This is a genomic window from Georgenia soli, assembly GCF_002563695.1.
Lineage (GTDB): Bacteria > Actinomycetota > Actinomycetes > Actinomycetales > Actinomycetaceae > Georgenia > Georgenia soli.
On sequence record NZ_PDJI01000004.1, the window covers coordinates 2,903,000 to 2,925,584 of the forward strand.

28 protein-coding genes are annotated in these 22,585 nt (G+C 70.4%); all 28 read left to right on the forward strand.

What is annotated here, in order from left to right; genetic code table 11:
* Positions 1-38: 38 nt before the first annotated feature.
* Positions 39-2,141, forward strand: a complete 2,103-nt coding sequence (fusA, locus tag ATJ97_RS14430; protein WP_098484328.1) for an elongation factor G — start codon at positions 39-41, stop codon at positions 2,139-2,141.
* 120 nt (positions 2,142-2,261) lie between these two features.
* Positions 2,262-3,455, forward strand: a complete 1,194-nt coding sequence (gene tuf, locus ATJ97_RS14435) for an elongation factor Tu (RefSeq protein WP_098484329.1) — start codon at positions 2,262-2,264, stop codon at positions 3,453-3,455.
* Positions 3,456-4,293: 838 nt separating this feature from the next.
* A complete protein-coding gene (gene rpsJ / locus ATJ97_RS14440; protein ID WP_043498203.1) occupies positions 4,294-4,602 on the forward strand; it encodes a 30S ribosomal protein S10 in 309 nt (102 codons plus the stop codon).
* Between the two features lie 11 nt (positions 4,603-4,613).
* Positions 4,614-5,282: a 50S ribosomal protein L3 gene (gene rplC, locus ATJ97_RS14445; RefSeq protein WP_098484330.1), complete on the forward strand. Its 669-nt coding sequence runs from the start codon at positions 4,614-4,616 to the stop codon at positions 5,280-5,282.
* 5 nt (positions 5,283-5,287) lie between these two features.
* The gene (gene rplD / locus ATJ97_RS14450; protein WP_098484331.1) at positions 5,288-5,941 is read left to right on the forward strand and encodes a 50S ribosomal protein L4; all 654 of its coding nucleotides are present in this window, start codon (positions 5,288-5,290) and stop codon (positions 5,939-5,941) included.
* Positions 5,938-6,243, forward strand: a complete 306-nt coding sequence (gene rplW, locus ATJ97_RS14455; RefSeq protein ID WP_098484332.1) for a 50S ribosomal protein L23 — start codon at positions 5,938-5,940, stop codon at positions 6,241-6,243. The genes rplD and rplW overlap by 4 nt, the downstream gene beginning before the upstream one ends.
* A 28-nt stretch (positions 6,244-6,271) precedes the next feature.
* The gene (gene rplB, locus ATJ97_RS14460) at positions 6,272-7,108 is read left to right on the forward strand and encodes a 50S ribosomal protein L2 (protein ID WP_098484333.1); all 837 of its coding nucleotides are present in this window, start codon (positions 6,272-6,274) and stop codon (positions 7,106-7,108) included.
* Positions 7,109-7,123: 15 nt separating this feature from the next.
* Positions 7,124-7,405, forward strand: a complete 282-nt coding sequence (rpsS, locus tag ATJ97_RS14465) for a 30S ribosomal protein S19 (RefSeq protein WP_043498193.1) — start codon at positions 7,124-7,126, stop codon at positions 7,403-7,405.
* A 47-nt stretch (positions 7,406-7,452) separates the two neighbouring features.
* The gene (rplV, locus tag ATJ97_RS14470) at positions 7,453-7,851 is read left to right on the forward strand and encodes a 50S ribosomal protein L22 (protein WP_043498191.1); all 399 of its coding nucleotides are present in this window, start codon (positions 7,453-7,455) and stop codon (positions 7,849-7,851) included.
* Complete coding sequence (gene rpsC / locus ATJ97_RS14475) at positions 7,851-8,684, forward strand: 30S ribosomal protein S3 (protein ID WP_098484334.1); 834 nt, start codon at positions 7,851-7,853, stop codon at positions 8,682-8,684. Before rplV ends, rpsC begins: the two co-directional genes overlap by 1 nt.
* Before the next feature lie 3 nt (positions 8,685-8,687).
* Positions 8,688-9,107 carry a 50S ribosomal protein L16 gene (gene rplP, locus ATJ97_RS14480; protein WP_098484335.1) on the forward strand — a complete coding sequence of 140 codons (420 nt, stop codon included), beginning with the start codon at positions 8,688-8,690 and terminating at the stop codon, positions 9,105-9,107.
* A complete protein-coding gene (gene rpmC / locus ATJ97_RS14485) occupies positions 9,107-9,346 on the forward strand; it encodes a 50S ribosomal protein L29 (protein WP_098484336.1) in 240 nt (79 codons plus the stop codon). Before rplP ends, rpmC begins: the two co-directional genes overlap by 1 nt.
* A gap of 11 nt (positions 9,347-9,357) precedes the next feature.
* Positions 9,358-9,651 carry a 30S ribosomal protein S17 gene (gene rpsQ / locus ATJ97_RS14490; protein ID WP_098484337.1) on the forward strand — a complete coding sequence of 98 codons (294 nt, stop codon included), beginning with the start codon at positions 9,358-9,360 and terminating at the stop codon, positions 9,649-9,651.
* 79 nt (positions 9,652-9,730) lie between these two features.
* Positions 9,731-10,099 (forward strand): 50S ribosomal protein L14, encoded by a 369-nt coding sequence (gene rplN / locus ATJ97_RS14495; RefSeq protein WP_098484338.1) that lies wholly within the window; start codon positions 9,731-9,733, stop codon positions 10,097-10,099.
* A 2-nt stretch (positions 10,100-10,101) separates the two neighbouring features.
* On the forward strand, positions 10,102-10,443 hold the full coding sequence (gene rplX / locus ATJ97_RS14500) for a 50S ribosomal protein L24 (RefSeq protein WP_098484339.1): 342 nt from the start codon (positions 10,102-10,104) through the stop codon (positions 10,441-10,443).
* Positions 10,444-10,445: 2 nt separating this feature from the next.
* Entirely contained in the window at positions 10,446-11,012 is a 567-nt protein-coding gene (gene rplE / locus ATJ97_RS14505) for a 50S ribosomal protein L5 (protein ID WP_098484340.1), read from the forward strand.
* Position 11,013: 1 nt separating this feature from the next.
* Complete coding sequence (locus tag ATJ97_RS14510) at positions 11,014-11,199, forward strand: type Z 30S ribosomal protein S14 (RefSeq protein WP_043498176.1); 186 nt, start codon at positions 11,014-11,016, stop codon at positions 11,197-11,199.
* 54 nt (positions 11,200-11,253) lie between these two features.
* On the forward strand, positions 11,254-11,652 hold the full coding sequence (gene rpsH, locus ATJ97_RS14515; protein WP_098484341.1) for a 30S ribosomal protein S8: 399 nt from the start codon (positions 11,254-11,256) through the stop codon (positions 11,650-11,652).
* An 18-nt stretch (positions 11,653-11,670) separates the two neighbouring features.
* On the forward strand, positions 11,671-12,207 hold the full coding sequence (gene rplF / locus ATJ97_RS14520) for a 50S ribosomal protein L6 (protein WP_098484342.1): 537 nt from the start codon (positions 11,671-11,673) through the stop codon (positions 12,205-12,207).
* 3 nt (positions 12,208-12,210) lie between these two features.
* The gene (gene rplR, locus ATJ97_RS14525) at positions 12,211-12,582 is read left to right on the forward strand and encodes a 50S ribosomal protein L18 (RefSeq protein ID WP_098484343.1); all 372 of its coding nucleotides are present in this window, start codon (positions 12,211-12,213) and stop codon (positions 12,580-12,582) included.
* Positions 12,583-12,616: 34 nt separating this feature from the next.
* Entirely contained in the window at positions 12,617-13,318 is a 702-nt protein-coding gene (gene rpsE / locus ATJ97_RS14530; protein WP_098484344.1) for a 30S ribosomal protein S5, read from the forward strand.
* Entirely contained in the window at positions 13,318-13,500 is a 183-nt protein-coding gene (gene rpmD, locus ATJ97_RS14535; protein WP_098484345.1) for a 50S ribosomal protein L30, read from the forward strand. The genes rpsE and rpmD overlap by 1 nt, the downstream gene beginning before the upstream one ends.
* Before the next feature lie 2 nt (positions 13,501-13,502).
* Positions 13,503-13,985 (forward strand): 50S ribosomal protein L15, encoded by a 483-nt coding sequence (gene rplO / locus ATJ97_RS14540; RefSeq protein ID WP_098484346.1) that lies wholly within the window; start codon positions 13,503-13,505, stop codon positions 13,983-13,985.
* Between the two features lie 316 nt (positions 13,986-14,301).
* Entirely contained in the window at positions 14,302-15,597 is a 1,296-nt protein-coding gene (gene secY / locus ATJ97_RS14545) for a preprotein translocase subunit SecY (RefSeq protein ID WP_098484347.1), read from the forward strand.
* Positions 15,594-16,172, forward strand: a complete 579-nt coding sequence (locus ATJ97_RS14550) for an adenylate kinase (protein WP_211287246.1) — start codon at positions 15,594-15,596, stop codon at positions 16,170-16,172. The genes secY and ATJ97_RS14550 overlap by 4 nt, the downstream gene beginning before the upstream one ends.
* Positions 16,173-16,244: 72 nt before the next feature.
* On the forward strand, positions 16,245-17,078 hold the full coding sequence (map, locus tag ATJ97_RS14555) for a type I methionyl aminopeptidase (RefSeq protein ID WP_098484348.1): 834 nt from the start codon (positions 16,245-16,247) through the stop codon (positions 17,076-17,078).
* Between the two features lie 311 nt (positions 17,079-17,389).
* Positions 17,390-19,819: a LuxR C-terminal-related transcriptional regulator gene (locus ATJ97_RS14560; protein WP_098484349.1), complete on the forward strand. Its 2,430-nt coding sequence runs from the start codon at positions 17,390-17,392 to the stop codon at positions 19,817-19,819.
* A gap of 61 nt (positions 19,820-19,880) precedes the next feature.
* Positions 19,881-22,280, forward strand: a complete 2,400-nt coding sequence (locus ATJ97_RS14565; RefSeq protein ID WP_143427039.1) for a LuxR C-terminal-related transcriptional regulator — start codon at positions 19,881-19,883, stop codon at positions 22,278-22,280.
* Positions 22,281-22,585: the final 305 nt, after the last annotated feature.

Consider the following 22,585-nt stretch of genomic DNA (forward strand, 5'->3'; position numbering starts at 1 on the left):
CCACACCGCACTTACGACACGACCGAAGAGAGCCTGACGTGGCACTTGACGTGCTGACCGACCTGACCAAGGTCCGCAACATCGGCATCATGGCGCACATCGACGCCGGCAAGACGACGACGACCGAGCGGATCCTGTTCTACACCGGCATCAACTACAAGATCGGCGAGACGCACGACGGCGCCTCGACGATGGACTGGATGGAGCAGGAGCAGGAGCGCGGCATCACCATCACCTCCGCCGCCACCACCTGCTTCTGGCACGACAACCAGATCAACATCATCGACACGCCCGGCCACGTCGACTTCACGGTCGAGGTCGAGCGCTCCCTGCGCGTCCTCGACGGCGCGGTCGCCGTGTTCGACGGCAAGGAGGGTGTCGAGCCCCAGTCCGAGACGGTGTGGCGCCAGGCGGACAAGTACAACGTCCCGCGCATCTGCTTCGTCAACAAGATGGACAAGCTCGGCGCCGACTTCTTCTTCACCGTGAAGACGATCGAGGACCGCCTCAAGGCCACCCCGCTGGTCATGCAGATCCCGATCGGCTCGGAGTCTGACTTCCAGGGCGTCGTCGACCTCGTCAACATGCGCGCGCTCACCTGGCGCGGCGAGGTCAAGATCGGCGAGGACTACGAGGTCGAGGAGATCCCGGCCGACCTGCAGGACAAGGCCGAGGAGTACCGCGCGAAGCTGATCGAGGCGGTCGCGGAGACCGACGAGGAGCTGCTCGAGAAGTACCTCGGCGGCGAGGAGCTCACGGTCGAGGAGATCAAGAAGGGCGTCCGCGCCCTGACGGTCGCCGGCGACGCCTACCCCGTCTTCTGCGGCTCGGCGTTCAAGAACAAGGGCATCCAGCCCATGCTCGACGCCGTGATCGACTTCCTGCCCTCCCCGCTCGACGTGCCGGCCGTCCAGGGCCACGCCGTCGGCGACGAGGAGACGGTCGTCGAGCGTCACCCGAACGAGAAGGACCCCTTCTCGGCGCTGGCGTTCAAGGTCGCCTCGCACCCCTTCTTCGGCAAGCTCACCTACGTCCGGGTCTACTCGGGCACGGTGGCGCAGGGCGCCCAGGTCATGAACTCGACCAAGGGCAAGAAGGAGCGCATCGGGAAGATGTTCCAGATGCACTCCAACAAGGAGAACCCGATCGAGGTCGCCCACGCGGGCCACATCTACGCGTTCATCGGCCTGAAGGACGTCACCACCGGTGACACCCTCTGCGCCATCGACGCGCCGGTGATCCTCGAGTCGATGACCTTCCCGGAGCCCGTCATCCACGTGGCCATCGAGCCCAAGACGAAGGGCGACCAGGAGAAGCTCGGCACCGCCATCCAGAAGCTGGCGGAGGAGGACCCCACGTTCTCCGTCCGCCTCGACGAGGAGACCGGCCAGACCGTCATCGGCGGCATGGGCGAGCTCCACCTCGACATCCTCGTGGACCGTATGCGTCGCGAGTTCAAGGTCGAGGCCAACGTCGGCGCCCCCCAGGTGGCGTACCGCGAGACCATCCGCCGTGCGGTGGAGAAGGTCGACTACACCCACAAGAAGCAGACCGGTGGCTCCGGCCAGTTCGCGAAGGTGCAGGTCACCTTCCAGCCCCTCGACACCTCCGAGGGCGAGCTGTACGAGTTCGAGAACAAGGTCACCGGTGGCCGCATCCCGCGCGAGTACATCCCGAGCGTGGACGCGGGTATCCAGGACGCGCTCCAGAACGGTGTCCTCGCGGGCTACCCGATGGTGGGCGTGAAGGCCATCCTCCTGGACGGCGCCTACCACGACGTCGACTCCTCGGAGATGGCGTTCAAGATCGCCGGCTCGATGGTGCTCAAGGAAGGCGTGAGGAAGGCCGACCCGGCCCTGCTCGAGCCGATGATGGACGTCGAGGTGCGTACGCCCGAGGAGTACATGGGCGACGTCATTGGCGACCTCAACTCCCGTCGTGGCATGATCCAGTCGATGGAAGACGCGAGCGGCGTCAAGGTCGTCCGTGCTCTCGTGCCGCTGTCCGAGATGTTCGGCTACGTCGGCGACCTCCGGTCCAAGACCCAGGGTCGCGCGGTGTACTCGATGCAGTTCGACAGCTACGCGGAGGTTCCTCGGAACGTCGCCGAGGAGATCATCAAGAAGACCCGGGGCGAGTGAGTCCCACAGGTCGACCCAGCAAGAAACCCATAACCGACCCGTAGGATCCAACCGCCCCGGCAGGGGCCGCCAAGCACCTGCCAGAGCTGTGACAACTACCCAAGTCCCAGGAGGACCCCAGTGGCGAAGGCCAAGTTCGAGCGGACCAAGCCGCACGTCAACATCGGCACCATCGGTCACGTCGACCACGGCAAGACGACGCTGACCGCTGCCATCTCCAAGGTGCTGGCCGACAAGTACCCGGACCCGAACACGTTCACGCCGTTCGACCAGGTCGACAACGCTCCCGAGGAGCGTCAGCGCGGTATCACGATCAACGTCTCGCACGTCGAGTACCAGACCGACAAGCGCCACTACGCGCACGTCGACGCCCCCGGTCACGCCGACTACATCAAGAACATGATCACCGGTGCCGCCCAGATGGACGGCGCGATCCTGGTGGTCGCGGCGACCGACGGCCCGATGGCCCAGACCCGCGAGCACGTCCTGCTCGCCCGTCAGGTCGGCGTGCCCTACCTGCTCGTCGCGCTGAACAAGTCCGACATGGTCGACGACGAGGAGATCCTCGAGCTCGTCGAGATGGAGGTCCGCGAGCTCCTGTCCTCCCAGGGCTTCCCCGGCGACGACGTCCCCGTGGTCCGCGTCTCGGCGCTCAAGGCGCTCGAGGGCGACCCGCAGTGGGTCAAGTCGGTCGAGGACCTCATGGAGGCCGTGGACGAGAACGTCCCGGACCCGGTCCGCGACATCGACAAGCCGTTCCTCATGCCGATCGAGGACGTCTTCACCATCACCGGGCGCGGCACCGTCGTCACCGGTCGTGTGGAGCGCGGTCAGCTCAAGGTGAACGAGGAGGTCGAGATCGTCGGTATCAAGGAGGCGAAGCAGACCACCACCGTCACCGGCATCGAGATGTTCCGGAAGCTGCTCGACACCGCCGACGCCGGCGAGAACGTCGGTCTGCTGCTCCGCGGCACCAAGCGTGAGGACGTCGAGCGCGGCCAGGTCGTCTGCAAGCCTGGCTCGATCACCCCGCACACCCAGTTCGAGGGCCAGGTCTACATCCTCGCCAAGGACGAGGGCGGGCGTCACAACCCGTTCTACTCGAACTACCGTCCGCAGTTCTACTTCCGCACCACCGACGTCACCGGCGTCATCACGCTGCCCGAGGGCACCGAGATGGTCATGCCCGGCGACAACACCGAGATGACGGTCGAGCTCATCCAGCCGATCGCCATGGAGGAGGGCCTCGGCTTCGCCATCCGTGAGGGTGGCCGCACCGTCGGCTCCGGCCGCGTCACCAAGATCATCAAGTGATCACCCGCCGGGCGTGAGCCCGGCACCTGCCGGGGCGACCCGGCAGCCGGCCACGGCCGGCGCACGCAGGACCCCCAGGGCCCGGCGGCTGCACCGCAGCTGCCGGGCCCTGTTGCGTGCTCGGGCGCAGCACAGGCCCCGAGACAGCCGTCCTGGCGCGACAGTGCTGGCGAACGCCGGCGCGTGCGGGGGAGCGCGGCCGAGCGCCGGGCAAGCGCGGGCGAGCGCGGGGGAGTGGCGGCTGCGCCGTCGAACGCCGGCGAGTGCGGGCGTTTGCGCGCCGTGCCCCTTCCGGCGCCGAGTGCGCACGGCAGGGCGTGCGCAGGATGCGAAGTTCCTAGCACTCGACGATATGCGGGCACCGTCGGCGGACCTCTGCCGCACCAGGCGCCGGCGAGGACGGCCCGGCAGGCCGGGGGAGCGGCCCCGCCGGGACGGGGGAGTGCCCGCCCGGCAGGGGGTGATGGTTGCTGGGGTCGTGCCGGTGGGCAGCGTCACAGGAGTGATCGCGCCAGGGGGCTCGCGGCCCGGTGGCACCGGCTGGTAGCGTGGCTGGGCCGGGACGCGCGAGCGTCTTTGTCGGAGCGTGATCCAATCCTCACCGCGAGGGCGGGGTCCTGATTGGCCAAGCGGCCGGTCGCTCTGGCAGACTAGTCCGGTTGCCTGGGGTCAGGCCCTAGGACATGACTGCTGGATCGGGTGCCAACGCCCAGGTCCGAACAAGCATCACAACGACCACCCCCGAACGGGGATCCGGGTCGGAGCATGTTGCGAAAAGCGACACGCCCGAGCGCGGGGGTCGGTACAGACAGCGGTACGAGAGAGGTTAGACGACGCCATGGCGGGACAGAAGATCCGCATCCGGCTCAAGTCCTACGACCACGAGGTCATCGACAGCTCGGCGCGCAAGATCGTCGACACGGTGACTCGCGCTGGTGCGACGGTCGTGGGCCCGGTGCCGCTGCCGACGGAGAAGAACGTCTTCACCGTCATCCGTTCGCCCCACAAGTACAAGGACAGCCGCGAGCACTTCGAGATGCGCACCCACAAGCGCCTCATCGACATCGTCGACCCGACGCCGAAGGCTGTCGACTCGCTCATGCGTCTCGACCTGCCGGCGGACGTCAACATCGAGATCAAGCTCTGAGGACACCTGTAATGACTACGACTTCCCAGCAGGCTGCCGGCCGCGCCACCAAGGCGCTGCTCGGCACGAAGCTCGGCATGACCCAGGTGTGGGACGAGGCCGGCCGCCTCGTGCCCGTCACGGTCGTCCAGGTGGGCACGAACGTGGTGACGCAGGTGCGTACCGCGGAGACCGACGGCTACAACGCCGTGCAGCTCGCCACCGGCCAGATCGACCCGCGCAAGGTCACGCAGCCGCTCAAGGGCCACTTCGAGAAGGCCGGGGTCACCCCGCGCCGCCACGTCACGGAGATCCGCACCTCCGACGCCGACGAGTACAGCCTCGGCCAGAAGCTCGGCGTGGACCTCTTCGAGGCCGGCCAGCGTGTCGACGTCGTCGGCACCACCAAGGGCAAGGGCACCGCGGGCGTCATGAAGCGCCACGGCTTCGCCGGCGTGTCCGCCTCGCACGGTGCGCACCGCAACCACCGCAAGCCGGGTTCGATCGGCGGCGCCTCGACGCCGGGCCGCGTGTTTCGCGGCCAGCGGATGGCCGGCCGGATGGGTAACGCGCGCCAGACCACCCAGAACCTGAAGATCCACGCCGTCGACGCCGAGCGCGGGCTGCTGCTCGTCGCCGGTGCCGTTCCCGGCAACAAGGGTGGCGTCGTCGTGATCCGTACCGCCGCGAAGGGGGCGTGAGCCGCATGGCAACCACGCAGACCATCGACGTCCTGGACGCCACGGGGGAGAAGGCCGGCTCGGCCGAGCTGCCCGCCGAGGTGTTCGACGTCCAGACCAACGTGCCGCTGATCCACCAGGTCGTCGTCGCGCAGCTCGCGGCGGCCCGCCAGGGCACGCACGCCACCAAGACCCGCGGCGATGTCCGCGGCGGTGGCCGCAAGCCCTACAAGCAGAAGGGTACGGGCCGCGCCCGCCAGGGTTCGACCCGCGCGCCGCAGTTCGCCGGCGGTGGCGTCGTCCACGGCCCGCAGCCGCGCGACTACAGCCAGCGCACCCCCAAGAAGATGAAGGCCGCCGCCCTGCGTGGCGCCCTGTCGGACCGGGCCCGCGCCGGCCGCGTGCACGTCGTCTCCGAGCTCGTCTCCGGCGAGACCCCGAAGACCGCCATGGCCCTCACCGCGCTGAGGAACGTCGTCGCCGACCGCACCGCGCTGGTCGTCCTCGAGCGCGGGGACGAGCTGACCGTCCTGAGCCTGCGCAACGTCCCGAGCGTCCACCTGCTCTGGGTCGACCAGCTCAACACCTACGACGTCCTGGTCAACGACGACGTCGTGTTCACCTCCGGTGCGCTGCAGGCGTTCCTGCGCGGCCCGAAGGCCGAGGAGGAGACCAAGTGAGCCTCGAGGCGAGCAAGAACCCCCGCGACATCATCATCAAGCCGATCGTCTCCGAGAAGAGCTACGGCCTGATCGACGAGGGCAAGTACACCTTCGAGGTGGACCCGCGCTCGAACAAGACCGAGATCAAGAACGCCGTCGAGAAGATCTTCGACGTCAAGGTCGCCTCCGTGAACACGGCGAACCGTCCGGGCAAGTCCCGCCGGACCAAGTTCGGTCTCGGCAAGCGCAAGGACACCAAGCGCGCGATCGTCACGCTGCGCGAGGGGACCATCGACATCTTTGGCGAGGTCGCCGGCTGACGCCGGCGCGCCGAAGGAAGGATCGAAAATGGGAATCCGTAAGTACAAGCCGACGACGCCGGGCCGCCGCGGTTCGAGCGTGGCCGACTTCGTCGAGATCACCCGGTCCGAACCGGAGAAGTCGCTGGTCCGCCCGCTGACCAAGAGCGGTGGCCGTAACTCCACCGGCCGGATCACCACCCGTCACAAGGGTGGCGGCCACAAGCGCGCCTACCGCGTGATCGACTTCCGTCGTCACGACAAGGACGGCGTGCCCGCGAAGGTCGCACACATCGAGTACGACCCGAACCGCACCGCGCGCATCGCGCTCCTGCACTACGCCGACGGCGAGAAGCGCTACATCCTCGCGCCGAACAAGCTCAAGCAGGGCGACCGCATCGAGAACGGTGCCGGCGCGGACATCAAGCCGGGCAACAACCTCCCGCTGCGCAACATCCCCGTCGGTACGGTCATCCACGCCATCGAGCTGCGGCCCGGCGGCGGCGCGAAGATCGCCCGCTCGGCCGGTGCGTCCGTCCAGCTGGTGGCGAAGGAGGGCAAGTTCGCGCAGCTGCGCATGCCCTCCGGCGAGATCCGCAACGTCGACGCCCGCTGCCGCGCCTCCGTCGGTGAGGTCGGCAACGCCGAGCAGTCCAACATCAACTGGGGCAAGGCCGGCCGTATGCGTTGGAAGGGCAAGCGCCCGACCGTGCGCGGTGTCGTCATGAACCCGGTCGACCACCCGCACGGTGGTGGTGAGGGCAAGACCTCCGGTGGTCGTCACCCGGTCAGCCCGTGGGGCCAGCCCGAGGGCCGGACCCGCCGTCCGAACAAGCCCAGCGACCAGCTCATCGTGCGCCGTCGCCGTACGGGCAAGAAGCGCTGATAGGAAGACGACGACATGCCTCGCAGTCTGAAGAAGGGTCCTTTCGTAGACGACCACCTGCAGAAGAAGGTGGACGCTCAGAACGACAAGGGCACCAAGAACGTCATCAAGACCTGGTCCCGCCGGTCGGTCATCACGCCCGACTTCCTCGGGCACACCTTTGCGGTGCACGACGGCCGGAAGCACGTGCCGGTCTTCGTCACCGAGTCGATGGTCGGCCACAAGCTCGGGGAGTTCGCCCCGACCCGCACCTACCGCGGGCACGACAAGGACGACCGCAAGGCTCGTCGCCGCTGAGGCGACGACCTTCCCGAGCACACCGAACCGACAAGTAAGGCAGGAACATGGAAGCCAAGGCGCAGGCGCGATTCGTGCGCGTCACGCCTCAGAAGGCACGCCGTGTCGTGGACGTCGTCCGCGGCAAGCGCGCCGAGGAGGCGGTGTCCGTGCTGCGGTTCGCCCCGCAGGCGGCGGCCGAGCCCGTGCGCAAGGTCGTGGAGAGCGCGATCGCCAACGCCCGGGTGAAGGCCGACCAGGCCAGCGAGGCGTTCGACGAGAACAAGCTCGTCATTCTCGAGGCGTTCGTCGACGAGGGACCCACCCTGAAGCGGTTCCGTCCGCGGGCCCAGGGGCGGGCGAGCCGCATCCTCAAGCGCACCAGCCACATCACCGTCATCGTCGGTGAGGCTGAGTCCAACGGCGCGGCCAAGCAGGCCGCCGGCACGAAGGGGAGGACCCGATAGTGGGTCAGAAGGTCAACCCGACCGGGTTCCGGCTCGGTATCACCACCGATCACCGTTCGCGCTGGTTCGCCGACAGCACCAAGGCCGGCCAGCGGTACCGCGACTACGTGCGCGAGGACGTGGCGATCCGTCGCCTCATGTCCGCCGGGCTCGAGCGCGCCGGCATCTCCAAGGTCGACATCGAGCGCACGCGTGACCGCGTCCGCGTCGACCTGCACACCGCCCGCCCGGGCATCGTCATCGGGCGACGCGGCGCGGAGGCCGACCGCCTGCGCGGCGAGCTCGAGAAGCTCACGGGCAAGCAGGTCCAGCTGAACATCCTCGAGGTCAAGAACCCCGAGGTCGACGCCCAGCTGGTCGCCCAGGGCATCGCCGAGCAGCTCGCCAGCCGCGTGTCCTTCCGCCGCGCCATGCGCAAGGGCATGCAGTCCGCGCAGCGCGCCGGCGCCAAGGGCATCCGCGTGCAGTGCTCCGGCCGTCTCGGCGGCGCCGAGATGTCGCGTTCCGAGTTCTACCGCGAGGGGCGCGTGCCGCTGCACACCCTGCGCGCGAACATCGACTTCGGGTTCTTCGAGGCCCGCACCACCTTCGGCCGCATCGGCGTGAAGGTCTGGATCTACAAGGGTGACGTGACCGAGAAGGAGTACGCCCGCGAGCAGGCCGACTCCGCCTCCCGCGCGCCGCGCGGTCGTGGTGGGGAGCGCCGTGGCGCCCCGCGCCGTGACGGTGCCGGCCGCGGCGGCGAGTCCCGCGCGCAGGCTGCTCCCGCCGCGGCGGGCCAGGGCGAGACCCCGGCCGCCGAGGCTTCGGCACAGACCGGAACGGAGGCCTGAGCCGTGCTCATCCCCCGGCGGACCAAGCACCGCAAGCAGCACCACCCCTCGCGCCGCGGCGTGGCCAAGGGTGGCACCACGATCGCCTTCGGCGACTACGGCATCCAGGCTGTCGAGGGTGCGTACGTCACCAACCGGCAGATCGAGGCCGCCCGTATCGCCATGACCCGCCACATCAAGCGTGGCGGCAAGGTGTGGATCAACATCTTCCCCGACCGTCCGCTCACCAAGAAGCCGGCCGAGACCCGCATGGGCTCCGGCAAGGGCTCGCCCGAGTGGTGGATCGCCAACGTCAAGCCCGGCCGCGTCATGTTCGAGCTCGCCGGCGTGGATGAGCAGCTCGCTCGCGAGGCCATGAGCCGCGCGCAGCACAAGCTGCCGATGAAGACTCGCTTCGTGAGTCGTGAGGGTGGTGAAGGCTGATGGCCATCGGAAGCAAGGGTCTGGCCCCGGCCGACCTGGACGGGATGGACGACGACCGTCTCGCGCAGGAGCTGGAGAAGGCCAAGGCCGAGCTGTTCAACCTGCGGTTCTCCGCCGCCACCGGACAGCTCGAGGACCACGGCCGGCTCAAGGCCGTGCGTCGCGACATCGCCCGCATCTACACGATCGTGCGCGAGCGCGAGCTCGGCATCCGCACGGCGCCGAGCACCGAGAAGTGAACGAGGTCCCAGTGAGCGAGAACACGACGTCCACGGCTGCCGAGGCCGCCGAGGACCGCAACTTCCGCAAGTCGCGCCGCGGTTACGTGGTCAGCGACAAGATGGACAAGACCGTTGTGGTCGAGGTCGAGGACCGCGTCAAGCACGCGCTCTACGGCAAGGTCATCCGCCGCACCGAGAAGGTCAAGGCGCACGACGAGACCAACGAGGTCGGCGTCGGTGACCTGGTCCTGATCATGGAGACCCGTCCGCTGTCGGCCACCAAGCGCTACCGCGTGGTCGAGGTCCTCGAGAAGGCCAAGTAGCACCGGCCTCCCAGCCCACCATCCGTTCGGCAAGGCTCGGTGAGAACCGAGAACCGGCACGACGACAGGAGTACATCGAATGATCCAGCAGGAGTCGCGGCTGAAGGTCGCCGACAACACCGGTGCGAAGGAGATCCTCTGCATCCGGGTTCTCGGCGGCTCGGGCCGGCGCTATGCCGGCATCGGCGACACGATCGTCGCCACCGTCAAGGACGCCATCCCCGGCGGCAACGTCAAGAAGGGCGACGTCGTCAAGGCGGTCATCGTCCGGACGACGAAGGAGCGCCGCCGCCCGGACGGCTCGTACATCAAGTTCGACGAGAACGCAGCCGTCATCCTCAAGGCCGACGGCGACCCGCGCGGGACCCGCATCTTCGGCCCGGTGGGCCGCGAGCTGCGCGACAAGAAGTTCATGCGCATCATTTCTCTGGCGCCGGAGGTGCTCTGACCATGGCGAAGATCAAGAAGGGCGACCTCGTGGTCGTCATCGCCGGCCGGGACAAGGGCAAGCAGGGCCGGGTGCTCGAGGTTCTCAAGGACTCCGACCGCGTCGTCGTCGAGGGCGTCCAGCGCGCCACGAAGCACACGAAGGTCGGCCAGTCCAGCCGCGGCGCCCGCACCGGCGGTATCGAGACGGTCGAGGCCCCCATCCACGTCAGCAACGTGATGGTCGTCGACCCGGAGACCAAGAAGGGCACCCGGGTGGGCTACCGCACCGAGCAGGTCGAGCGCGACGGCCGGAACCGCACCGTGCGGGTCCGCGTGGCCAAGCGTTCCGGTAAGGACATCTGAGCATGAGCGAGACCACCACCACCTCGAGCCCGCGCCTCAAGCAGCGCTACCGCGACGAGATCGTCGCCGGCCTGCGCGAGGAGTTCCAGCACGCCAACGTGAACCAGGTCGCCGGCCTGACCAAGATCGTGGTCAACATGGGCGTGGGCGACGCCGCTCGTGACTCGAAGCTGATCGAGGGCGCCATCCGCGACCTCAGCCTCATCACCGGCCAGAAGCCGCAGGTCACCAAGGCCCGCAAGTCCATCGCGCAGTTCAAGCTGCGCGAGGGTCAGCCGATCGGCGCGCACGTGACGCTGCGCGGCGACCGCATGTGGGAGTTCCTCGACCGTCTGCTCTCGGTGGCGCTGCCCCGCATCCGCGACTTCCGCGGCCTGTCGCCCAAGCAGTTCGACGGCCACGGGAACTACACCTTCGGTCTCACCGAGCAGTCGATGTTCCACGAGATCGACCAGGACAAGATCGACCGGGTGCGCGGCATGGACATCACGGTCGTCACCTCGGCCACCACCGACGACGAGGGTCGCTCGCTGCTGCGTCGCCTCGGATTCCCTTTCAAGGAGGACTGAGATGGCGAAGACCGCTCTGATCCAGAAGGCCAACCGCAAGCCGAAGTTCGCCGTGCGCGCCTACACCCGCTGCCAGCGCTGCGGGCGCCCGCACTCGGTGTACCGCAAGTTCGGGCTGTGCCGCATCTGCCTGCGCGAGATGGCCCTGGCGGGCCAGCTCCCCGGTGTGACCAAGTCCAGCTGGTAACGACTACGTCGCAGGTCCCGTGAGGAAACCACGACGAGGAAGGGCTGAGGCCCGATGACTATGACCGACCCCATCGCAGACATGCTGACGCGTCTGCGCAACGCCAACTCGGCGTACCACGAGGCGGTGTCCATGCCGTACTCGAAGCTCAAGGCGAACATCGCCGAGATCCTGAAGGCCGAGGGTTACATCGCCGGCTGGAGCGTCGAGGACGCCGAGGTGGGCAAGAAGCTCAACCTCGACCTGAAGTACGGCCCCAACCGTGAGCGCTCGCTCGCGGGGGTGCGCCGCGTGTCCAAGCCGGGCCTTCGCGTCTACGCGAAGTCCACCAACCTGCCCAGGGTCCTCGGCGGCCTGGGGGTGGCCATCCTGTCCACCTCCTCCGGCCTGCTGACCGACCGCGAGGCACAGAACAAGGGCGTGGGCGGGGAAGTCCTCGCCTACGTCTGGTGACCAGGAAGGAAGCAGACCATGTCTCGAATCGGTAGGCTCCCCGTCCCGGTCCCCGCGGGCGTCGACGTCACCATCGACGGTGCCAACATCACCGTCAAGGGCCCCAAGGGCACGCTGACCCACAACGTGCCGGCGCCCATCTCCGTCACCCAGGAGGACGGCACGCTGGTCGTGTCCCGTCCGAACGACGAGCGTGAGTCGCGGTCGCTGCACGGCCTGACCCGCACGCTGCTGCACAACCTGGTCATCGGTGTGACCCAGGGCTACTCCAAGGGCCTCGAGATCGTCGGCACCGGTTACCGCGTGCAGGCGAAGGGCTCGGACCTCGAGTTCGCCCTCGGCTTCTCCCACCCCGTGTCGGTGACGGCCCCCGAGGGCATCACCTTCACCGTGGAGGGCCCCACGAAGTTCACCGTCTCCGGCATCGACAAGCAGCTCGTCGGAGAGACCGCGGCGAACATCCGCAAGCTCCGCAAGCCCGAGCCCTACAAGGGCAAGGGCGTGCGCTACGCCGGCGAGCAGGTCCGCCGCAAGGTCGGAAAGGCTGGTAAGTAAGCGATGGCTATCTCCGTCAAGGGCAAGGGCAAGAACGTCGCCCGCACGCGCCGCCACCTGCGGGTGCGCAAGCGCATCAGCGGCACGGCCGAGCGCCCCCGCCTCGTGGTCACGCGCTCCAGCCGCCACATGGTCGCCCAGCTCGTGGACGACACCACCGGCCGCACGCTGGCCTCCGCCTCGACCCTCGAGGCCGACCTGCGCTCCGCCGAGGGCGACAAGGTCGCCAAGGCCCGCCGGGTCGGCGAGCTCGTCGCCGAGCGCGCGAAGAGCGCCGGTGTCGAGGCCGTCGTCTTCGACCGAGGCGGCAACAAGTACCACGGGCGGGTCGCGGCCGTCGCCGACGGCGCCCGCGAGGGTGGTCTGACCCTGTGACCAAGCAGAGCGTACGAGAGCAGAGGAACATCTGATGGCTGCACCGCAGCGAGGCAGGGCCGGCGGCCCGGCCACCGGCTCGGGCGAGAACCGCGAGGGCGGCAACCGCCGCGACGGCGGCCGCCAGGGCGGCGGCCGTCGCGACAGCAACCGTCGCGGGGCCGAGGACAAGAACCAGTACATCGAGCGCGTCGTCACGATCAACCGCGTCGCCAAGGTCGTGAAGGGCGGTCGTCGCTTCAGCTTCACCGCCCTGGTCGTGGTCGGCGACGGCGACGGCACCGTCGGCGTGGGCTACGGCAAGGCCAAGGAGGTGCCCGCGGCGATCGCCAAGGGCGTCGAGGAGGCGAAGAAGAACTTCTTCCGCGTCCCCCGCGTGGCCCGCACCATCCCGCACGCCGTGACGGGCGAGGCCGCTGCCGGCGTCGTCTTCCTGCGCCCGGCCTCCCCGGGTACCGGAGTCATCGCCGGTGGTCCCGTCCGCGCCGTCCTGGACTGCGCCGGGATCCACGACATCCTGAGCAAGTCGCTCGGGTCGTCCAACGCGATCAACATCGTCCACGCCACCGTGGCGGCGCTGAAGGGGCTCGAGCAGCCCGAGGCCGTCGCCGCTCGTCGTGGCCTGCCCCTGGAGCACGTGGCCCCGGCCGCGCTGCTGCGGGCACGGGCCGAGGGCGAGGCCAAGGAGCGCGAGGACAAGGCGGCCGCCGAGGCCGGCGTCGGGGCGGGTGCGTGATGGCTCAGCTCAAGGTGACCCAGACCAAGTCCGTCATCGGCGGCAAGCAGAACCAGCGCGAGACGCTGCGCTCGCTGGGCCTCAGGCGCATCGGCCAGTCGGTCGTGCGTGAGGACAAGCCCGAGGTCCGCGGCATGATCACGACGGTGGCGCACCTCGTCTCCGTCGAGGAGGTCGACTGACCATGGCCGATTCCAAGAACACGCCCGAGACGCCGGCGTCGACCCCCCTGCGGGTCCACCACCTGCGTCCGGCCCCCGGGGCGAAGTCCGCCAAGATCCGCGTCGGTCGCGGTGAGGGCGGCAAGCGCGGCAAGACCGCCGGCCGCGGTACCAAGGGCACCAAGGCCCGGTACCAGGTGCCGGAGCGGTTCGAGGGCGGGCAGATGCCGCTGCACATGCGGCTGCCCAAGCTCCGCGGGTTCAAGAACCCGAACCGCACCGAGTACCAGGTGGTGAACCTGGAGAAGCTCGGCGCGCTCTACCCCGAGGGTGGCACCGTCACCCGCGAGGACCTCGTCGCCAAGGGCGCCGTGCGCGCCGGCCAGCTCGTCAAGGTCCTCGGGACCGGCGAGCTCGGCGTCAAGCTCGAGGTCAGCGTCGACGCGTGGTCCGCGTCGGCGAAGGAGAAGATCGAGGCAGCCGGCGGATCCATCTCCGCCGAGTGAGCCAGGGATGCGGGCGGTCCGGCACAGCCGGGCCGCCCGCATCGTCGTCGTGACGGTGGGGCGTACCGGGGGACCGCCCCACCACCGCGGCGGACGTCGCAGAGCTGCGGCGCAGGCCCGCCCTCGAGCGACGGCGACGCCGCCCGTCGCCGACGACGGCGCCGTCGTCAGGACCACCCTCCCCACCGCCACGTGCGTGTCACCACGAAAGACGCGTGACGTGAACCTGATCCGGGCGCGATAGTCTGACCGACGGCCCGTGCCGCAGAGTCGGGCACGACGTCCCCGGAACGGGCCCCGATCAGCAGGAGGAAGATTGCTCAGCGCATTCGCCCAGGCGTTCCGCACGCCTGACCTACGGCGCAAGCTGCTCTTCACGCTGGGGATCATGGCGATCTTCCGGCTCGGCACGTTCATCCCCGCGCCGGGGGTCTCGTACCCCAACGTCCAGCAGTGCCTCGCCAGCGCGGGCACCGCGGACCTGCTCGGCATGGTGAACCTCTTCAGCGGAGGGGCGCTGCTCCAGCTGAGCGTCTTCGCGCTGGGGATCATGCCGTACATCACCGCCAGCATCATCGTGCAGCTCATGCGCGTCGTCATCCCGCGCTTCGAGGAGCTGCACAAGGAGGGCCAGGCCGGAACGGCCAAGCTCACCCAGTACACCCGCTACCTGACGATCTTCCTGGCGGTGCTGCAGTCGTCCGTCATCGTCACGGTGGCGAACACCTCGCTGTTCCCCGGCTGCCCCGTGATGCCGATCCCCAACGACTCGCCGGTCAACCTGCTGCTGACCATCACCGCGATGACCGCGGGCACCGGCCTGATCATGTGGCTGGGCGAGCTCATCACCGAGCGCGGCGTCGGCAACGGCATGTCGCTGCTGATCTTCACCTCGATCGCGGCGTCCTTCCCCGGCTCCTTCGGCTCGATCCTCCAGAGCAACGGCGGCGTCGCCCGCTTCCTCGTGGTGATCGCGCTGATCCTGCTGATCACGCTCCTCATCGTCTACGTCGAGCAGTCCCAGCGCCGCGTGCCGGTGCAGTACGCCAAGCGCATGGTCGGCCGCCGGATGTACGGCGGCTCGTCCACCTACATCCCGATCAAGATCAACATGGCGAACGTGATCCCGGTGATCTTCGCGTCCTCGCTCCTCGCGCTGCCGACGCTCGCCGCCCAGTTCGCGGACCAGTCCGCCGGCTGGGTGCAGTGGGTCCTCGTCAACGTCGCCAACCCGCAGGCGCCGCTGTACCTGGCGATCTTCGCGCTGCTGATCCTGTTCTTCACGTTCTTCTACACCTCGATCACGTTCAACCCCGAAGAGGTCGCGGACAACATGAAGCGCTACGGCGGCTTCATCCCCGGCATCCGGGCGGGCCGGCCGACGGCCGAGTACCTGCAGTACGTGATCACCCGCATCACCACGGTGGGCGCCATCTACCTGACGCTGGTGGCTCTCATCCCGACCGTCGTCTTCGCCCAGATGGGCATCAACCAGCAGATGATGGCGTTCGGCGGAACCTCGGTCCTCATCGTCGTGGGCGTCGGCCTGCAGACGGTGAAGGAGATCGACTCCCAGCTCCAGCAGCGTCACTACGAAGGGTTCCTGCGATGAGCGCACGACTGGTCCTGCTCGGCCCGCCCGGGGCCGGCAAGGGCACCCAGGCCGCCCGGATCTCCGAGCGCCTGAACGTCCCGGCCATCTCCACCGGCGACATCTTCCGCGCCAACGTCGCCGAGCAGACCGAGCTCGGCAAGCGGGCGCAGCGGTACATGGACGCCGGCGAGTACGTGCCTGACGAGGTCACCAACGCCATGGTGCGCGACCGCCTCGCCCAGACCGACGCCGTCGACGGGTTCCTGCTGGACGGCTACCCCCGCACCGCGGACCAGGTGGCCGAGCTCGACGGCATGCTGGCGACCGCGGGCACACGCCTGGGCGCCGTCGTCGAGCTGACCGCCGACACCGACGAGGTCGTCACCCGCCTGCTCAAGCGCGCCGCCGAGCAGGGCCGCGCGGACGACACCGAGTCTGTGATCCGCCGGCGCCTCGAGGTCTACGCCGAGCAGACCGCCCCGCTCGCGGACCTCTACGCCGAGCGCGGCCTGCTGGTGCAGGTCGACGGCATCGGCGCCCTGGACGAGGTCACGGACCGCATCATGACGGCGCTCGAGCCGAAGCTGGCCTGACCCGACGCCACCCACGCGGCGCGGCCCGGCACGCCAGGGGCCGCGCCGCCGTCGTCCCCGGAAGGAGCGGACGTGTTCGGCCGCGAGAAGATCGAGTACAAGACCCCGGACCAGGTGCGCACCATGCGCAGGGCGGGGCTCGTCGTCGCCGACATCCACGCCGCCCTGCGGGAGGCGGTCGCGCCCGGGATGACGACGGCGGAGCTGGACGCCGTCTCCGCCGACGTGATCGCCCGGGCCGGGGCGACGTCCAACTTCCTCGGCTACTACGGCTACCCGGCGACGGTGTGCATCTCCGTCAACGAGGTCATCGTCCACGGCATCCCGGGCGACCGGGTCATCGCGGAGGGCGACCTCGTCTCCTTCGACTGCGGCGCGATCGTCGACGGTTGGCACGGCGACGCGGCGTTCTCGCTCGTCGTCGGCGAGGGCACGGAGAGCGACCAGGCGCTGGTCGAGGTCACCGAGGAGGCGATGTGGGCGGGGATCGCCGCCCTCGCCACCGGCGACCGGCTCGGGGTGGTGGGGAACGCCGTGGAGACGGTGGTGGAGAGGGCGGCCGAGGAGCGCGGCCTGACCCTGGGGATCGTCCAGGAGTACGTCGGCCACGGCATCGGCTCGGCGATGCACCAGCCGCCCGAGGTGCTCAACTACCGTACCCGCGAGAAGGGGCCGCGGCTGAGGCCGGGGATGTGTCTCGCGGTGGAGCCGATGCTCACCGCCGGCAGCCCGGAGAGCGAGATCCTCGACGACGAGTGGACCGTGGTCACCCTCGACGGCTCCAGAGCGGCGCACTTCGAGCACACCGTCGCCATCGGCGAGAAGGGCATCTGGGTGCTCACCGCACCCGACGGCGGGGCGGAGCAGCTCGCCGCCCGCGGCGTCACCGTCGCGCCGCTGGACTGAGATCCCCCGGGACCGGGGCTGCTCGTGCCGAGGCCTTCCGAGGACCTCCGTCCCACCTCACCGGGGGCGCCGGCAGGCGCTGACGCCCGCTGTGACGGTCCGGGAACGCTCCCGCACGGACGCGGACGGGCTGGAACTAATACCAGGACCGGCTGCGGATAGCAAGAACTGGGAGCGTGAAACCGAGGTGTGTCTCCGCCTTCCTCGGTACCTTGATGATCCGGACGGAGGCCACCCCTGGGCCACCGCCGGTGGTACGAGGGGTGTGGGCCGTGGCGACAGCTCTGCGAGCGACGCGTTCTCGTCCACGTGTGCCCCGCGACCTCGTCGTGGACGACGCGGTCCTCGAGATCCTCGCCGAGCAGGCACCGCTCACGGTGGTGCGCGGTCCCCGCGGGTACGGCAAGTCCGCCACGCTCAACGCCTGGCTCTCCGCCTCGCCGCCCGAGCACCAGGTGGTGCGGGTCGCCCTCTCTCGCGAGGCGAACGACGCCGAGGAGTTCTGGCGCATCCTCGACGGGGAGCTGACCCAGGCCGGCGTGCTGGACGGTGAGCCGGCCGCCGACCACCGAACCCGGGTCGTGCTCGCGCTGGCCCGGCGCTCGGAGCCGCTGACCGTCGTCATCGACGACTACCACCACGCCGGCCGGCTCGAGACCGCGGCGGACATCGACGACGAGCTCGTGGAGCTGGTCCGCCAGAACGACCAGCTCTACCTCGTCGTCGCGAGCCGCACCACGCGGGCCATCGAGACCTCGGGCAGCCTCTCGGTCGACGTCGCCCTGGTCTCCCCGCGCGAGCTGAAGCTGCGCGCCCCCGAGGTGCTGGGGCTCGCCGGCCGGCTCGGTGTCCCGCTCAACGAGCGCGAGGCCGAGCGCCTCGCCACCGGTTTCGCGGGCTGGCCGGCCGCCATCCGTGACGTCCTGGTCCGGTCGCGCGGCGAGGGCGGGAAGATCAACCTCGCGCTGGCCGACGACTACATCGCCAGCATGGTGCGCGACCTTCGTCACGAGCAGGTGCGCACGTTCCTCCTGCGCACCGCCGTCCCCGACTGCTTCGACGCCGAGCTGGCTGAGCTGGTCAGCCCCGGCGACTCCACGCTGACCATCCTGCGCAACGTCCGCGCGGCCGGGCTGCTGGGCGAGGAGATCGTCGGCGAGCGGCGGGTGTACTCCTACGCGCCCATCGTGCGGCAGGCGCTCGTGCGGATGCTCGCGGAGTCGCGCCCGGACGAGCTGCGCGAGGTGCACCGGGCGCTGATGACCCGCTGCCTGCACAAGCGCGACCACGTGGCGGCGCTCGTGCACGCCATCCACGCCGGAGCCTGGACGACGGCGGAGCAGGTGATGGAGGACGAGTGGCACCACCTCGTCACGCAGGAGCCGGCGGTCCTCATGGCGGCGGCGCGGCTGATCCCGCCCGACATCGTCGCCGAGCGCCCGCGCTTCCAGGTCGCCCGGGACGAGGTGGACGGCGCCCTCACGACGGGGCGGCCGGGCCGGGACCTGATCTGGCCCACCGGTGACATCCGTGGACTGACGGCCGAGATCGGCCCGACGGCGCTGCGCAACGGCATGGGCGCCACCACGTTCGCCCTGCTGCAGTGGGGCGTCGCCGCCGTGCTCGCCGGGGACGAGTCCTCGGCGCTGTACGCCTTCGGCCGCGCCCGGACCGTCGCCCAGGAGGCCGGCGAGGGCCCGGCGGCCGTCGCGCTCGCGACGCTGGGTCTGGCGGGCACCCACGCGATCTACGGCGACGTCACCATCGCCGCCTCCTGGCTGAGGGACGAGTCGCTGCGCACCCCCGAGGAGAGGCCCCCGGAGCTGGCCGGGTACGTCGCCTACTGGGAGCGCCTCATCCGTGCCCTCGTCGCCCTCGACCGGCTCGACCCCGACGCCGGCCACCTCGTGGCCGCGATGCTCGAGCGCACGCGGCGTGACGAGATCTGGGGTCTGGAGGTCATGGTCCACGCCGTGAGCGCGGCGGTCTCCGGCGAGCCCGGTGACATCGCGAGGTGGGCCGCCAACGTCCGGGCCGCGCGCCACTACCTCCCGCAGGGGCGGATGGCCGAGATGGTGCTGCGCGCCACCGAGGTCGAGGTCCTCCTGGTGGGCGGGCTGTTCGACGACGCCCGGCACGTGGCCCGCAACCTCCCCGTCAACGCGGTGAGCATGTCCACCCACGCCCGCCTCGCGCTGGCGGGCGGGGAGTACCGGCAGGCGGCCACCCGCGCACGGGAGGCCCTCGAGCACCCGGCCCTCTCCCAGCGCTCGGTCATGGAGTGCCAGCTCGTCCTGGCCGCGGCGCACCACGCGCTGGGGGAGCGGGCGGCCGCTCGCGCCGCCTTCGCCGAGGCGGTGCGCACCGCGTACGCGTCGGGGCAGCGCCGGCCCCTGCTCGTGCTGCGCCACAGCGTGTTCACGGCGCTCGCCGCCGGGGACCAGCGCGTGCTGGGGCTGTGGCCCGAGGTGTACCGGCCCAGCGAGCGTGAGACGGCCGAGGAGCCGCGCGGCGGACTGACGGAGCTGCTCACCCCGCGTGAGCTGGAGGTCCTCCAGGCCCTGCACCAGCACACCGGCGCGGTGCCGATCGCCGAGGTGCTGGGCCTGTCGGTCAACACCGTCAAGTCGCACCTGCGCAGCGTCTACCACAAGCTCGGCGTGACGAACCGCTCCGGCGCCCTGCGCCGCGCGGACGAGCTCGACCGGGCGGGTCCCCCGGGGCACGTCGGGACGGGCTGAGATGAGCGGGCCGTCCCACGGCGCGGAGCAGCACAGGGGGGACGGTCGCGGGCTACCTCGCGTGCCGGCCGCCTTCACACCGTCGCCGGCGGCCGAGCGGGCGCTGCAGAACCTCCCGCCGCTCGTCGTCCTCCAGGCGCCGCGGGGGTACGGGAAGACGACGACGGCGTCCGCCTGGCTGCGCCGGCCCGACCTGCCCGACCACGACCTGGTCTGGGTGGGGCTGCCGCCGCGCGCCGTCGGCCGCGACGAGTTCTGGTCGGAGCTGCACGACGCCGTCGTCCGTGCCGGGTACGACGACCCGGGCCCCGTGCTGGACGGCCGGGGGCTGGGACTGGCCGCGCAGAAGCGGTTCCGCCACCTGGTGATCGTCGTGGACAGCTTCGAGCGGCTGACGGACGAGAGCGTCGACGAGGAGCTCGTCGACCTCGCGCAGCGGCACGAGAACCTCCACCTGGTGCTCCTCACCCGGACCGTCCGCCCGGTGGTCTCCCTCGCCCGCGCGGCCGCGCCCGAGGCGGTGGTCCTCCAGCCGTCCGACTTCGTGCTGACCCCCGACCAGGTCCGCCAGCTGGGGGAGGAGCTGGGCGTGCCCGTCACCGAGAGGGCGGCCGCCGCGCTCTGCACGGGGCTCTCCGGCTGGCCCGGCCTCGTGCGGGTCGCGCTGCTGACCGCGAGCTTCGGCGAGGACGGGGAGCCCGTCGTCGACCTGTTCTCGATCGCCGACTACCTGCGCATCGTCCTGCAGGATCTCTCGGTGGACGGGGTGGACGCCGTGCTGACCTCGCTCGCCGTGCCCGAGTCCTTCACGCCGGAGCTGGCCGAGCAGCTGGTCGGTGCGGAGAACATCGAGCAGATGGAGGGCATCCTCGTCCGGATGCGCCGCGCCGGGCTCCTCGTGACGAAGGGGGAGGGCACGTTCGCGTACCCCGTCATCATCCGGGACGCGGCGAACCTGCTGCTGCGCGAGGACGACCCGGCCCGGTACTGGCGGCTCAACGCCGACGTCGCCCGGCTGTGCCGCGGGGCGGGCCAGTTCCCCGAGGCGCTCGAGCACGCCATGCGCTCGCAGGACGCGGAGCTCGTCGCCGAGGTGGTGGAGGAGTCCTGGCAGGGTCTGCTCGCGGCCGACCGCGGCAAGCTGCGGGACGCGCTCGGCCACCTGCAGCCGGCGGCGCTGGCGGGCAGCCCCACGATGGTGGCGCTGCGCGACCACGTCGCCCCGCCGGAGCTGCCGCGCTGGTTCCTGGAGGCCGTACAGTCCGACCTGCCGGTGATCCAGCCCGGGAGCAGCACGCTGGCCATCGCGCACGACGAGGCCGACGAGCCCGGGGTGTCCGCGGCACTCCTCGAGCTCGCCCACGTCCTGCTCGGCGAGGCCGACACCGTCGGCGCCGCGTACGCCTGCTACGACGCCGTGCGCCGGGCGACCGACGACGACGAGAGGCTTGTGCGCGAGGCGGGCGCCGGCGTCGCGCTGACCACGGCGCTCCTGGGGCAGCTGCAGGGTGCCAGCCACTGGATGGACTGGGTGCTGGAACGCCCTGACCCGCCACCCGGGCCGCTCGAGACCGTGGCCCGCATCGTGGTGCCGGCGTTCCTGCGGCTCGACCGGCTCGATGACGTGGACCTTCCCGAGCGGCCGCCCGACCTGCCCGAGTCGCACCAGTGGCTCGAGACCCTGGTGGTCTACGTCTGGGTGGGCCGGTCCCTCCACCTGGGCAGGCCCGCCGAGGTGCTCGGCGACGTGGAGCAGTACCGCGACCGCAACCGGCACCGGCCCGGGACGTGGCTCGGGCAGTCGCTGCTCTCCGCCGCGCTGATCGACCTGTGCATCGCCACCGACCAGCTCGCCCGCGGCCGGGAGATCGGGAACCTGGCCGGGCCGCGGCGCTTCGAGAGCGGCCTGCTGCGCGCCGCCCTGGCGCGTCTCGCCCTGTACTCCGGCGACGACCAGCTGGCGCTGGACCTGACGCGGGACGCGCCCTCGATCGCGCCCGTGCGGCCGCGGGTGGCGCTCAAGCTCAGCCTCGTGCGGACGGTCGCGGCGCACCGGACCGGCCAGCGCGCGCTCGCGCAGGAGGCGATGCACCTGGCGACGCGCATCGTCGAGCGCACCGGCATGCTCCGGCCTTTCCTGCTGGTGCCGCGCGCGGACCTGGAGAACGTGGCCGCAGGCCTGCCGCAGAGCAAGGCCCTCCTGGAGAAGCTCGACGAGGCCGCCGTCTCCGGGCCGTTCCCGGAGGCGGTCCGCGTCGAACCGCTCAGCGGCCGCGAGATCCACGTGCTCCGCGAGCTGGCCACCGGCCGACCCGTCCCCATCATGGCGCGTCGCCTGTTCGTCTCCGAGAGCACCGTCAAGACCCAGGTGCGGAGCATCTACCGCAAGCTGGGGGTGCACTCCCGCGCCGAGGCGCTGGAGCGTGGGCGCCTCCTCGGGCTTCTCCCGCCGCAGGACTGAGGCACAAGCTTCGTCAGGCGCGCACCCGCACCTGAGCGCTGCCTGGCAGGCGGCTGTACGGAGGGTGAGGAACCGTTTTCACCCTCGCATCCCCTTCCGGTCGCGCTGACAACTTTCGCTCTTCGCGGTGTCCTGGATGTACGGCTTCCGGGCAGCACGGGGAGCCGCGGCCGACGGCGGTGACGCGGCAATGGCGGCGCGTCACCACCGCCGGACTCACCGAGACTGCGGGGTCGCCCACCTTCCCCCGGGATGGGCGGCCCCGCTCTCGTGCGCCTGGGCGCGGCTGCTCGGCCGGCCTTCTC

What these genes read in the sequence shown, in the direction of transcription:
- rpsJ (WP_043498203.1), top strand. Translation starts at nt 4,294, where the DNA reads ATGGCGGGACAGAAGATCCGCATCCGGCTCAAGTCCTACGACCACGAG.
- rplC (WP_098484330.1), top strand. Translation starts at nt 4,614, where the DNA reads ATGACTACGACTTCCCAGCAGGCTGCCGGCCGCGCCACCAAGGCGCTG.
- rplD (WP_098484331.1), top strand. Translation starts at nt 5,288, where the DNA reads ATGGCAACCACGCAGACCATCGACGTCCTGGACGCCACGGGGGAGAAG.
- rplB (WP_098484333.1), top strand. Translation starts at nt 6,272, where the DNA reads ATGGGAATCCGTAAGTACAAGCCGACGACGCCGGGCCGCCGCGGTTCG.
- rpsS (WP_043498193.1), top strand. Translation starts at nt 7,124, where the DNA reads ATGCCTCGCAGTCTGAAGAAGGGTCCTTTCGTAGACGACCACCTGCAG.
- rplV (WP_043498191.1), top strand. Translation starts at nt 7,453, where the DNA reads ATGGAAGCCAAGGCGCAGGCGCGATTCGTGCGCGTCACGCCTCAGAAG.
- rpmC (WP_098484336.1), top strand. Translation starts at nt 9,107, where the DNA reads ATGGCCATCGGAAGCAAGGGTCTGGCCCCGGCCGACCTGGACGGGATG.
- rplN (WP_098484338.1), top strand. Translation starts at nt 9,731, where the DNA reads ATGATCCAGCAGGAGTCGCGGCTGAAGGTCGCCGACAACACCGGTGCG.
- rplX (WP_098484339.1), top strand. Translation starts at nt 10,102, where the DNA reads ATGGCGAAGATCAAGAAGGGCGACCTCGTGGTCGTCATCGCCGGCCGG.
- rplE (WP_098484340.1), top strand. Translation starts at nt 10,446, where the DNA reads ATGAGCGAGACCACCACCACCTCGAGCCCGCGCCTCAAGCAGCGCTAC.
- ATJ97_RS14510 (WP_043498176.1), top strand. Translation starts at nt 11,014, where the DNA reads ATGGCGAAGACCGCTCTGATCCAGAAGGCCAACCGCAAGCCGAAGTTC.
- rpsH (WP_098484341.1), top strand. Translation starts at nt 11,254, where the DNA reads ATGACTATGACCGACCCCATCGCAGACATGCTGACGCGTCTGCGCAAC.
- rplF (WP_098484342.1), top strand. Translation starts at nt 11,671, where the DNA reads ATGTCTCGAATCGGTAGGCTCCCCGTCCCGGTCCCCGCGGGCGTCGAC.
- rplR (WP_098484343.1), top strand. Translation starts at nt 12,211, where the DNA reads ATGGCTATCTCCGTCAAGGGCAAGGGCAAGAACGTCGCCCGCACGCGC.
- rpsE (WP_098484344.1), top strand. Translation starts at nt 12,617, where the DNA reads ATGGCTGCACCGCAGCGAGGCAGGGCCGGCGGCCCGGCCACCGGCTCG.
- rpmD (WP_098484345.1), top strand. Translation starts at nt 13,318, where the DNA reads ATGGCTCAGCTCAAGGTGACCCAGACCAAGTCCGTCATCGGCGGCAAG.
- rplO (WP_098484346.1), top strand. Translation starts at nt 13,503, where the DNA reads ATGGCCGATTCCAAGAACACGCCCGAGACGCCGGCGTCGACCCCCCTG.
- ATJ97_RS14550 (WP_211287246.1), top strand. Translation starts at nt 15,594, where the DNA reads ATGAGCGCACGACTGGTCCTGCTCGGCCCGCCCGGGGCCGGCAAGGGC.